At 40.2% G+C, this 12,791-nt stretch carries 8 protein-coding genes and 3 pseudogenes; 7 read left to right on the forward strand and 4 right to left on the reverse strand.

Features of this window, described 5'->3' with window-relative positions:
• Together L3V35_RS25065 and L3V35_RS25070 are read left to right on the forward strand one after the other, a co-directional pair.
• Positions 1-203, forward strand: a pseudogene (locus L3V35_RS25065) (hypothetical protein); the annotation flags it as partial.
• A gap of 104 nt (positions 204-307) precedes the next feature.
• The gene (locus L3V35_RS25070; protein WP_237300824.1) at positions 308-496 is read left to right on the forward strand and encodes a hypothetical protein; all 189 of its coding nucleotides are present in this window, start codon (positions 308-310) and stop codon (positions 494-496) included.
• Between the two features lie 104 nt (positions 497-600).
• Here L3V35_RS25070 and L3V35_RS25075 read toward each other — a convergent pair whose 3' ends face one another.
• The 4 genes from L3V35_RS25075 to L3V35_RS25090 form a co-directional block, all read right to left on the reverse strand.
• Positions 601-1,218 carry an Hsp20/alpha crystallin family protein gene (locus tag L3V35_RS25075; protein WP_237300825.1) on the reverse strand — a complete coding sequence of 206 codons (618 nt, stop codon included), beginning with the start codon at positions 1,216-1,218 and terminating at the stop codon, positions 601-603.
• 71 nt (positions 1,219-1,289) lie between these two features.
• Positions 1,290-1,769: an Hsp20 family protein gene (locus L3V35_RS25080; RefSeq protein WP_237300826.1), complete on the reverse strand. Its 480-nt coding sequence runs from the start codon at positions 1,767-1,769 to the stop codon at positions 1,290-1,292.
• 231 nt (positions 1,770-2,000) lie between these two features.
• Positions 2,001-3,605: a chaperonin GroEL gene (gene groL / locus L3V35_RS25085; RefSeq protein ID WP_237300827.1), complete on the reverse strand. Its 1,605-nt coding sequence runs from the start codon at positions 3,603-3,605 to the stop codon at positions 2,001-2,003.
• 33 nt (positions 3,606-3,638) lie between these two features.
• Positions 3,639-3,929: a co-chaperone GroES gene (locus L3V35_RS25090; RefSeq protein ID WP_237300828.1), complete on the reverse strand. Its 291-nt coding sequence runs from the start codon at positions 3,927-3,929 to the stop codon at positions 3,639-3,641.
• 1,072 nt (positions 3,930-5,001) lie between these two features.
• On the opposite strand from L3V35_RS25090, the gene L3V35_RS25095 reads away from it, so the two are divergent.
• The 5 genes and pseudogenes from L3V35_RS25095 to L3V35_RS25115 all read left to right on the forward strand — a co-directional run.
• A complete protein-coding gene (locus tag L3V35_RS25095) occupies positions 5,002-7,128 on the forward strand; it encodes a hypothetical protein (protein ID WP_237300829.1) in 2,127 nt (708 codons plus the stop codon).
• 952 nt (positions 7,129-8,080) lie between these two features.
• Positions 8,081-9,325, forward strand: a pseudogene (locus L3V35_RS25100) (IS1634 family transposase).
• A gap of 210 nt (positions 9,326-9,535) precedes the next feature.
• Positions 9,536-10,444 (forward strand): IS5 family transposase, encoded by a 909-nt coding sequence (locus tag L3V35_RS25105; RefSeq protein ID WP_237300830.1) that lies wholly within the window; start codon positions 9,536-9,538, stop codon positions 10,442-10,444.
• A gap of 940 nt (positions 10,445-11,384) precedes the next feature.
• Positions 11,385-12,590 carry a DUF1611 domain-containing protein gene (locus L3V35_RS25110; protein ID WP_237300831.1) on the forward strand — a complete coding sequence of 402 codons (1,206 nt, stop codon included), beginning with the start codon at positions 11,385-11,387 and terminating at the stop codon, positions 12,588-12,590.
• A pseudogene (locus L3V35_RS25115) lies at positions 12,587-12,791 on the forward strand (alanine/ornithine racemase family PLP-dependent enzyme); the annotation flags it as partial. The gene L3V35_RS25110 and the pseudogene L3V35_RS25115, both read left to right, overlap by 4 nt.

The raw sequence follows: 12,791 nt of genomic DNA on the forward strand, positions 1-12,791 counted from the left end.
ACCGTGACATATTTAATCAACAAGGATTTAAGTCTCAAGTCTGGAGACAATTCTCAGCACCAAGCAAGAAGAAGACACAAGCCAAAATGGAAAAGTATATTGAAATGATCGATGATTCGATAGTTTCGTTGGAAAAAAGAACAAGAAAAATCAACAGTATCAATCAATTAAACAAATATTTGAGATCTCTTGCTTTCTATTGAGCCTGTGTTTAAAAAAAAGAGGCTTTGATGTGATGGACGCACCTCCCTTCTAGCGTCGTTGTACCAAACTAATAGTACAACCAGTGAGAACAGGAGTAACAAGTATGTCTATTAAAGTTGTCGGTATCGATATAGTCCAGCGATACGTAAGAAACTTCACCGCTATCCATTCATTCGAAGCGAAAATGAAGCTTAATAAGGGGTTTAATTACGCCGTAACGGAAAGGGAACAAGTGTGGGCTAGCTCTGCCTTCATAAAGGCGATATTCAATATTGATACCATTTACGGCTAAACTGAAGATGAGAAAACAGCCATCCTAAAACGTATCGTTGTTTTTACAACAGTCCCAAATCAAACACTAACGAAGGAGGCAGATTTAACTGCCTCCAGCTCTAGTCAGGACGAAATAGATATACGTTTAACGTTGTCGTTTTTCGTGGCTTTTCTTGGAATCTGAATGACTAAAAGCCCGTTTTTCATGCTTGCAGAGATATTGTCTTTATCAATATCCTCAGGCAGAGATAACGTTCTTTGAAATGTCCCCATGCTGCGTTCCATGCGGTAGTACTGCTTATCTTTAGACTCTTTTTCCTCCTGCATTTGCCCTTTCACAATCAGTGTATTCGCACTCAACTCAACCTGAATTTCATCGTCTGAAAGCCCGGGAAGTTCGACTGAAATTTCATATCCATTCTCACTGCTGGAAATATCTAATTTTGCTCGATTTGAATAGAGCGCTTGGGGACCGAATAGATTATTTTCAAGTAATGAGCCTATGGGAGCCCCATGTGAAAAACCTTGTATCCCAAACCGCTGCCATGCTTCTTCAAACAATCTGTCCATTTGATTTTGTAGCTGGATCAGCGAACCTAAAGCACTTTTCTGTGAGGAAGCTATAGTATTCTCGCCGGAAATAACTTCAGAAAACGCTTCATTTTTAGATACCGGAATTTGATTTTTAGAATCATCTTCATGTTTAAACCAATTCCAGGGGGTTAATTTTTCGATATTCATAAAAAATCCTCATAATATTATTGACCTTCATAGTTAATAATTAGAAGGTGTACTATACACCCTCTAATTATTTATTTTTTATTGACTTTACCATCATTATAACCTTCGGATTTATGCTCTAGAACATTACCACCTTGATTAATGGCAATAGATTTAGGCTTCATTTCTTCAGGTATTTCTTTAACCAGAGTAATAGTTAATAAACCATGAGAGAGGTCAGCGTCGGTAACTTCAACATAATCTGCTAAGTTAAATTTACGCTCAAATGTACGGTTGGCGATACTCTGATAGAGATATTTTCTTTCCGGTTCAGAGTTCTTATTACCGCGCACAGTCAGTACACCTTTCTCGACTTGAATATCAAGTTCCTCTTGCACAAAGCCCGCTATAGCCAATGTAATGGCGTAACGATTCTCGCTAAGAACTTCTATGTTGTATGGGGGGTAACCGCCAACAGATGTTTCACTAGTTAACGCATGGTCTAGAAGTGATGCCAGGCGGTCAAATCCTACACTATTTCGATATAGTGGAGTTAGGTCGATTGAGTTCATAGTATATCCTCCATGAGAAGCAATAAAAATAAAAACAATAGATATAAAATTTTCTATATATACAAATTTTACATTGAATTTATATTATTTAAAATCCGTGTTCAAGTTTGAATTTATAAAATTTTCTTATAATAATATGCGTTAAATATTATTTAATAATAAAAAATCTTTGAGTTTATATTATCTACACCTGATAATTAAGCGGACTTCCTTGCCCGCTTAGATTTTTTACTAAATATGCTCCATTGACTGCTTATCTGTCATTTGCTCGGAAATCATAGCCTCAGTGGTTATCATTAGCCCAGCAACAGACGCAGCATACTGAAGCGCAGAGCGCGTAACTTTTGTTGGATCAATAATACCCATATCAAACATATCACCGTACTCTCCTGTAGCTGCATTGAAACCGTCATTCACACCACTGCTCCTAACATTGTTCGCGACGACAGAAGCTTCGTCACCCGCGTTGGTGACAATTTGTCGAAGTGGCTCTTCCATCGCTCTAAGCGCAACACGAATACCAACATTTTGGTCATCATTGTCACCAGTAAGGTCAACCAGCCCTTTCCCTATCTTAGCGAGCGCTACACCACCTCCGGCAACGATACCTTCTTCAACCGCAGCTCGAGTAGCATGCAATGCATCATCGACACGATCTTTCTTCTCCTTCATCTCCACTTCAGTCGCTGCGCCAATTTTAATCACAGCCACACCACCTGCGAGTTTAGCTATTCGCTGTTGAAGCTTTTCTTTATCATACTTAGAAGTGGCAAGTTCGATTTGATTTTCTATCGATTTAACACGGTCTTTGATAATTTGTTCGTTCGCCACCCCACCAACAATCGTGGTTGTATCTTTTGTTATCGTTACTTTCTTCGCGCTCCCTAATTGCTCTAGCGTGATCTTTTCAAGCTCATGACCTAAGTCTTCACAAATCAGAGTGCCACTTGTCAGTACTGCTATATCTTCCATCATTGCTTTGCGGTTGTCACCGAATCCAGGAGCTTTTACAGCGGCAGTGCGCACAATACCACGCATATTGTTCACTACCAGTGTTGCCAAAGCTTCACCCTCAATATCTTCAGCCAGAATCAATAAAGATCGAGTTTGCTTGGCGACTTCTTCAAGAATAGGAAGTAACTCACGAATGTTGCTTACCTTTTTATCAACCATTAGAATATAAGGATTATCTAGTTCTACTGCTCCGCTCTCGTGATTGTTCATGAAGTACGGAGAAAGATACCCACGCTCAAACTGCATACCGTCCACAACCGCTAACTCATTATCTAAACCCTGACCTTCTTCAACGGTAATGACTCCGTTGCGACCTACTTTCTCCATAGCTTCTGCAATAATGTTCCCAATCAACCTGTCGCTGTTTGCTGAAATACTTCCGACTTGAGTAATTGATTCTTTGTCACTGCATGGTTGAGATACCTCACGGAGCTTATTCACAGCAGCTTCGGTCGCTTTATCAATCCCTCGCTTCAAGTCCATTGGATTCATCCCCGATGCTACGGCCTTTAATCCCTCATTGATTAAAGATTGCGCCAGTACTGTCGCGGTTGTAGTTCCATCTCCCGCTTCCTCATTAGCTTTCGAGGCAACTTGCTTCAGCATTTGAGCCCCCATGTTCTCAAACTTATCCTCAAGTTCAATTTCTTTTGCCACAGATACACCATCTTTCGTGATGACGGGGGCTCCAAATGACTTATCGAGAACAACATTTCGTCCTTTAGGGCCAAGAGTAACTTTAACTGCGTCAGCCAATAGGTTTACCCCATTGAGCATCTTTTGACGCGATTCATCAGCAAATATAACTTCTTTTGCGGTCATGATTTATCTCCTCAAAAATAACTTAAAAATCAATTACTCAACGACTGCTAATACATCTAATTCAGAAAGGATAAGATACTCTGACCCATCAATTTTTTCTGTTTTTACACCATAACCTTCATTAAAAATGACAATATCGTCGACTTTGACATCCAAAGCCGCACGCTCACCATTATCCAATCGTTGACCTAAACCAACTGCAACAACTTTTCCTCGGTTGGATTTTTGGACTGCTTGAGACGCAAGTAAAATTCCGCCTTCAGAGAGGCTTTCTGCTTCAAGCCTTTCAACGATAAGACGGTCATTTAAAGGACGAATATTCATGAGGTTTAGCCTCCTATAATTGTTAAAAATAAAAGACATAATAATGAGGAATAGGGCTAAGTAATGCCCTTCCAGTCAATAAAATAAGGATGAATAAAATTGATTTCAAGGGAATAATGAAATTTTTTAATTCTAATTATCAAAGAAAACTTAATTATATATAGCAAATAGTTATTAATATTTTTGAGTGAGAATGCATCTACTTATCGCTTTACTTAGGAACAAAATCGTCAACGGGGAAAGATTGGGGAGGCATTCGAAGAGTTGTCGTGCTCTGGCTTTTTAGACCTTATCTTATCAAAATACCCTTAGTATTAAGTGTCAAATAATGGTATTGCACTTCAGATATTTACAGGCTTTTATATTGATGAAATATTTAAAGACTACTTAAGAATTAGGTTTTATAGGGTAACGTCTTATTGCCCAGTGCCATAATGCATATAATAGTTTATGCTCAACATATCCGAATTACTTGGTCACCATTTTTCTACAAGAGAGACCACGTCGAAGCTTTATACGAAGATTATTTTGTAAAGTGTTTAAAAAACAAAAACAGCAAGCGCTTAATTCAGCCTGTCGCGAATTTGAAAACGGCATGAATGACTAGCCTCCGGTGACCTATTAGCCATAGAGGCTTTTACCAATACCTTATGGCCTCTTATCTTGAGCACAATAGCGGAAGCATTTTCACGTTAAATTTTGAGAGCAAAGCTATCCGTTGATTTTTAGCTGTTGTTTTTTTGTTTATGCTCGACTCACGTAATCACCTCATTGATTGAATCTGTTGTTGCTCAGAAGACTTCCCCTGCATAAACGCACCTTCTTATTTGTATAGTACAAGCAAGAAGGAATTTTTTAGCTAAATCGACTCCATTCGTTTGGGCACTTATTTCATGGTAAGTACTTTAATGTGATGAGTTTAATTATCTATCCTGCAAGATAAGGAACTAGATACATCATTTACCGGTGAGTTTTTGCGTCGATATGGTTAATAATTTAAAATAAATTACTATTTATATCTCAATCAGCCGTGAAGAATTATCATTATTTTAATAAATCACAGGTTGAAAAAATGAATATACATAGGTATCCGCAATTACTAACCGTAATCGTCTTGAGCCTAATGCTGAGCGCTTGTGGAGACAAGGCAATAACTGAAGAGCTCGCTAAAATTGACGAGCCAGCAAAAGCTGAGGAGCCCACAAAGGAGTATATTACACTTGAAAACGGTGAGAAGTTAATCAATGAGTTCGGGGGGGGTTACCAGAAGGTACCACATCTATCTGATATTAATGGGAACGCTGTTGCTTTAGTGCTAGATGCTGATGGGAAGGTAAAGGATAAACCCGTTTCTGTTCTCTCAACTGGAGAGACTGAACGACCCCAATTTTTCTTGAATCAAGCGAACCAACTCGTTAACCCTAGCTCGTTACAACCCTTTACCAATATTGGGAGTTCTAAGCCTTTAACTCTCCTAAGAAATAAAGACGGCCACGCTATTATTGGTGAAAATGGTGGATATTCCGTTACACAAATTAATCATTTAGGTTTACCAGAAGACAATGAAGTATTCTTCAATACAACGACAGGGGAGCTTTGGAAAGACAGCAATGGTAATTTGGTAACAAAAAAAAGGATAGATGATAACCCTTACCTAGAATCCTTCCCTAGTTATGATGAAATAGCAGGGTTAAATTTAGGTTTTAGACAAACGGCAGGATCGGATCCGGGGGTTATATTTGCTACGGCTCAGGGGCTTTATTATCCGGTGTGGAGAACGTCTGGATTGGTCAATATTCCTATAAAAAGACATACTACTATTACAGCGGCAACTAAAGATGGGGGGATGATTGTTTTTGGCGGCGAGAAAGAACATTATTTAGGCGTAGATAATGTTTTGCTTTATGATGCGCCTACAGATACAGTTTATCCAACAACTGCAACAAAAGGGATCCTAGTAATAAATAGAAACTGCAATTTCAATGATGAAATATTGGAAGAGCGATTCCATACGCCACCGCCTAGAAATGAAATTATTTCAAATCCGGATCTAGGTTGTTGGCCAAAGAATATCCGCCAGTTCGCCTCAACCATTCACTCTGGTCCTGTTGGTCTGTTGACCAAAACAAATGAGCTTTGGGGCATAGGGTCCTCTTCGTTTGGTCTAGGTGGTAAAAGGTCTGATCCCATGGATTGGAAAAGCAAAGTGGCTTTACCTGTTAAAATTGCAGAAAATATTAAGATGACAACTCTTCATCAAGGTGGTGGATACGCATTTACTTTTGGGTACGCTTTAACTAATGATGGGGAAGTGTTTAGGATTACAGGCTCACACCATGCCACGGATATTCAAGAAAATCATGTTAATGCGACCTCGTCAGCGGCTGTTAATGGACAATTTATAAAGTTAAAAGTCCCAGCCAATGATTATATCATCAACTTATTCACACCAACTTTTGGCACGAGAATCCTAGCATTGGGAAGCTCTGGAAATTATTACGTCCTAGGAGGAGCAGATCACCTAACCTCTCATTTCGGCAATGATCCTTTCCTTTTAGAGTTAACTCCAAAGGCAAAAGATTTCTTTTCTATGAGCACAGAGAGCGCGACCAACGCTCTGACTATTATTCAATATCTTGGGGTTGACGGAAAACTCTATCAATATACCGATAGACGTTATAATTGGATAGTCAGCGACTATCCAGATGGGGTCTCTCCTGTGTTTCCATCTTATGTAGATAGCCTTGATTATTACACCCGACCTCGTCCTCTTAAAAGCACCGAAGATATAATTTTTAGCGAAGTGATTGGAGGAGGATTCAACTTTCTTCTGAAAGATACTCAAGGTAACTACTATACAAAAGCCACCCACGCGTTTGCTGGTATATTTTTAGGGAATCAGGAGGATTTTGGGAATTATCGTGTATTGGTAAAATTAGGTCCTGATATTCCTGCTATTGAATTTTTAAAAAATAACCCAAAATTTGAGTTTCTCTATAATGACTTTCGGGTTTTAGTTAATAAGGAGGAAAAAAGAATAGCTCTTATAGATACAGGTGCCCCTTTAATAAGTGCAGTTGAATATGGAGGAGGGAGTGAATTCTTTACGTCTCCCCCTCGCTCTGGAGAAAGAGCGAAGTATGGCTCTGTCCATATTCTCCCTAATGAAATTTCTGATCGGTTATTTTTTACAGATTGATATTCATCATGTTAATGCTTATTTTCGAAAAACCTGATTTGCATGGGACTGGTCAATAGGCTTTGTAAACCTTGTTCTCTAAGCGTTAGGTGACTTTACCATGCTTGATTTGTGTCGAGCAGGATGGGGGCTTTAGAAGGACACATCTTGGTGCGGCACAGAATTACTCAATAGAGTAACCCCACTCTTAGATCATAGCTGAAATATATAATCGGCACCGGCCAGCCTCATCAAGCAAATGAGAGCTATCGTCAGTAAATATCGAAAATCGGCTTAAGTCAATGTCCGGAATTTGTTGACTATCTTTCGTGGAGACATTATGTCTAGGCGAGTTGGACCCACCGTTAATGGGTGGGTCTTTCATTTAGTTAAAGTAGTATTTTACACCTAAGCTAACGCTATCTTCTTCTAAATTTACTTGACTAGATTTCACCTCCACAACTGCAACCTAGTCATTTCTTTTGCAAGGATTTTCGTCGCAGCGCCTTCTGGTTGATTTCTCAATATTGCTTCATCATCCAATAGATTATTCGCTAAGTGCTCAAAATGCACCCGAACACCAATTTTTTCTAAGATATCCAGCATTGCACTATGCGTGGTGTGGGATTGGATTGAGGGGAAACAGGGCCACTTCGTTAACCGCTTGCATAATTTGTGCTTTCTCTAAGGCTTTATATTATTAGGTAAAGTCGCCCATATTAAAAGGGGTTGGGGTGAAAAATGGATCACACTACTAAAAAGTCACAACACCTTTTAGGAATTCAGGGCCATTCGTAAAACGAAATAACAGTAAAATATGACTTTAGAGAGGCGATATTGTATCCGTCATTCCGCCCCCAATTTAATAATTTAAATAGTGTTCTCCAGCGTTCATTTATCAGTAAAAAAACGACACCATCTTGACCGCGCTCGGTAGTTTTGATCTATTACTGTTATTTGACAGTCTCAAAATATGCCTACTCAGCCTGTTATGAAACGCTTGGCTCATCTTGGTCTCATTGCAGCATTTTTCCATGAAATCGGCCTGCCACGAATGATGGACTCGGAGATCACAGCAGAACACTTCACATGTTCTCCGACTTTTCAACGCTGACCACGCCCGTGTCTAGATTACTCGCCAAGGATGTTAAAGCACATCATCTTACCGATGATGTACTAATGCCCTATACGAAGCCAATGTCTCAGCGCTCTCTCAGGCTATTGCTGAACGCGTTGTTGATAAGCTAGGTTTGACTACTGATTCTGTTCATCTTGATATCACTAGCTTTCACGTTGATGGCGAGTATGCTCAAGAGGAAGATACCAAGGCTATTAGGCTCGTGAAAGGTTATAGCCGAGGCCATCGGCTTGAGCTCATTTGTAAAAACCAAGCCGGTCTTCCTGTTTATATGCAAGCGCTCAGTGGTAACACCAATGATGCCAAGGCATTCGCTGAGGTCACTAGCAAGCACATTCATTGTCTAAAAGACGTGCAAAATAGCCGTTACTTTATCGCTGATGCCGCCTTGTACACAGAAGAAAGCATCTCCTCGTTAGATGAACAAAAGCAAAAGTTCATTACCCGCGTCCCGATGATCATCAAACTCGCAAAGCAATTAAGCGCTATAGGAAATGTCTACTCAGGGTGCTGGATAGACTCTGACTACGGCAAGGTTATTCAGCGCTGGTTGCTAGTCACAATGAGCAAGATCCGAAGCAAGAAGAGATCACATTTAAAATAACTTAAAGAGAAATTTAGCAAAATAAATCAATATGTTATATAAAATAAGCAAAAAGCTATTCGCTTGCGATGCTAATGTAAAGTTGGCGCTCAAAGAGTTCAAGAAACAATGCCACTTACTGGGATTTGAACAGACCGCGACCATAAAAGTCCCTACTTTCTCTAGTCCTGGCCGCCCAAAGAAAAATGAAAAACCAACAGGGTATCAATAATTCATAGAGGCAGGACCGTTTACCTAGCTAGAAAAAGCCACAGCGTATTGAAGCATTGCTAATGATAATGACGTTGAGCCTGCTTGGCTACCCCAGCTTAGAGCACAAAATCAGAGAGCAATTAACACAAACCGAGGAGTTCTTCCCGAGCATGGTAAAGAACAAGCCAACGTCGAAACCGACGGCACGTTGGGTCTTCTTGAAGTTCGAAGGTATAGATATCTTGGAGATCAACGGTCAAGGATTTATAACAGAGCTTCAATAGCATCCAACTCGGATTAACATCTCGAATTAATAATAATTTTCAGGTGCTCAAGCTTGCATCTTCAAGTTGATTAGGTGTATGCCAACGCATTATTCAGATCCATGGCTTCGTTGTTTGCCTTTACTTATACGCGGCGTTGTTGCCTAAATCAATTGAACCTTTTTCGAGTCCTGCGATCTGATCCTTTATGATGGTTAGAGCGGTGACAACATGGGTAAGGCGAAAAAGAAGATAACTAACTGGGCGGAGTACAATAAGGCTTTGTGCAAACGGGGCTCGGTTACGTTCTGGATAGATGATACAGCCGTAGATGCATGGCGATGCAAAACCCATCATGGTAAGCGTGGTAGAGGCTTTCAGTACTCTGATACAGCGATTGAAACTGCCTTGATGATTAAAGGAGTATTCTCATTACCATTGCGTGCTCTTCAAGGTTTTATCGACTCTATCTTTGAGTTATTGGATGTTCCACTGACGTCCCCAGACTACACCTGTATCAGTAAACGCTCGAAGACAGTCCAGGTGATATACCGTAATAAATCTAAAGGGGCTATTCGTCATATAGCCATTGACTCGACTGGTCTCAAAGTCTTTGGCGAGGGAGAGTGGAAGGTGAAGAAGCACGGTGCCGAAAAACGTAGAACATGGCGCAAGCTGCACTTAGCCGTTGATGTAGATACCCATGAAGCCATTAGTGCCGAGGTCAGCCTGGTAAATGTTGGTGATAGCGAAGTGCTGCCAACGTTACTCAACCCTTTACGTAGAAAGATCGATGCTGTATCTGCCGATGGAGCATATGACACAAAAAGTTGCCACAATACTCTGAAAAATAAAGGTTGTACTCCGTTGATACCACCTCGAAAGAATGCAGCGTTTTGGGAAGATGGGCATCCCAGAAATGAAGCTGTAGAGGCTTTGAAAAACGGAACAATAGCGGAGTGGAAATCCGAGTCTGGTTATCACTATCGCTCAATATCTGAGACCGCAATGTCTCGATATAAAGGACTAACCAGCGGTAAATTGAGCTTGAGGTGTTACAACGCTCAAGTGGGTGAAATCATGGCGAATGTCAAAGCTATAAACAAAGTCATAGGACTAGGCATGCCTGTTCGAAGCTAACGGTGAGTCACATATGGCGTCGTTGACCTTCAAGCTGATTTGATCAACAACGCCGCTATCATGCGCTAATTTAGAAAGCGTTAAAGTTCCAGATCAATGAGCTAAAGATCGTAAAGCCTCACCTAGCAGGTCTTCTGGCGAAAGGTTAGAGTGGGTGTTCATTATACTTTCGATTCTCCTTGTAGGAAAAGATTTACAAGTCTTCCCTTTACCATCAAAGTCCTCTTGTCTTCTGCCGTATGCAATGTACACATTAATGAGAGTACACTCCCTCTCTCTCACTGAGCAGGTAATTTTCCTGAGTTTTTTTTGAAGACCTTCAAACATTCTATCGAGGCTTTGGTCACTATTTGCCTTAGTAAAGTGACCATAGACTTCAGAGATAGTGCTATTTATTGATAGCTCAAACCTATGTACTTCTTGTTTCATTTAAAATAACTCAAGTATTATTGGGATTTATATTACACATACTATAACCAAAAAAATTGAAAGTTATTGGTTAATCAATTTAGTCAGCTTTGGCTCTCTTTGTTATCAGCTTTTGTCGACAAAGCTAACTGCTTCCAGTTACAAAATACATCATTGGCACTCGCCATGAGTCGCGACGACATACTGACTCAGAGTTAGACAAAAAAACGTTATACTCAAAACTCTAATTCACTTAACTGATATTAGAAAAAATATCTTGAAACTTTAAAGCTGAGAGGTTGATACGGCGACGTTGAACAATGAGTCTTAGATCTCTAATCAGTCACGTTAGTATGGGTGAAGCCTGAAAGTGATAGACTTAGAAAGCGTATGAATAATAATCAACAAAAGTCTGGTGAGTGTGTTACCTTGGTCTCTATCCCTACCGCTTAGTAGGGACTTCTTTTCTTTTCCGAACTCGCATCTCGGCACTCCTTAGTTGCCCTCCTAAGCCTCACCGCAGGCTTTAATTATGTCTATTTCAACCCAAAAGTTAAGAAACATCTTCAAACTTACTAGAATTGAAAATGTAGAAACTAACAACGACGTGCCCCATTTCGCACCTTGGTTACCACTTGCCCAGAAAGTAAAACCTGTCATCCCTTCAGCGATTATATATTGCGAAGGTCATTTTGGTAAAATTGATGGTAAAACCGCTAATGGGTTAGTGAGGCATTCGTTAAGCTATCGTATTCTATCGGTTATTGATAGTGAGTCTGCTGGCTTAGATGCTGGTGAAGTTCTTGATAACAAAGCCAATGGAGTACCGATCCTTGCCAATGCTGAAGAAGCTATCATTCACGCGGAAAGCATTCCCGATTACTTCATTTTTGGCATTGCGCCATCAAGTGGTTTTTTATCTGACTTAGATAAAAGCATCATTTTAAATGCCATGTCACTAGGAATGAACATCGTAAATGGCTTACATGAATTCCTAACTGATGATCCTCTATTTTTAGAAGCTAGCTTAAAGAATAACGTTCGAATATTCGATACTCGCAAACCCAAAAGTAAAGGCGATCTGAAAACGTTTAGCGGGAAAATACACAACGTTAAATGTCCGAGAATTGCTGTAATGGGGACGGATTGCGCGCTAGGAAAACGAACAACAGCAACAATATTGGCGAATGAACTGACTAAAAAAGGCCTTAACGCCGTTCTGATTGCCACTGGTCAAACAGGCATTATGCAAGGCGCACAATACTGCGTTGCACTCGATGCTGTCCCTTCACAATTTTGTGCCGGTGAGTTGGAATCTGTCATTGTACAGGCCTATGAAAAAGAAAATCCGGATCTGATTATTATTGAAGGGCAAGGAGCCTTGAGTCACCCTGCGTTTTCAACCAGCGCTTTTATCTTACGTGGCAGTTGTCCAACGGGTGTGATACTGCAACATGCCCCTAAACGTTTATATCGTAGTGATTTTTCTGATTGCCCAATGCCTTCGATTGCCTCAGAAATCAATCTTATCGAAACGTTTTCTAATACCAATGTTATTGGACTAACACTGAATCATGAAGATATGTCGTTGGATGAAACACGTTGTGCGATAGACACTTACACTACCGAATTTGGTCTACCGGTTACTGATGTCTTGTCACAGCCTGTTGAACATCTACTGCACATTGTAACGTCAGCCTTCCCTATAATAGCAAGTAAACTGGCCGAAAAAGAGTGAACTACCCTAGGTTAGACATCGATTGTGGGAAAGTTCATCATAACGCTCAGTTCCTGATTTCTCAGCTCTCACTGAAAAATATATCCGTTACGCCTGTAACAAAAGCCTTCCTCGGCCACCCTATCATCGCACAAGTTCTTATTGATGCTGGCGCAACAATGTTAGCCGATTCAAGAATCGAAAATCTTCAAAAGATGACTG

Origin of the sequence: Vibrio sp. L5-1 (assembly GCF_021728315.1) — a bacterium.
GTDB classification, from domain to species: domain Bacteria; phylum Pseudomonadota; class Gammaproteobacteria; order Enterobacterales; family Vibrionaceae; genus Vibrio; species Vibrio splendidus_K.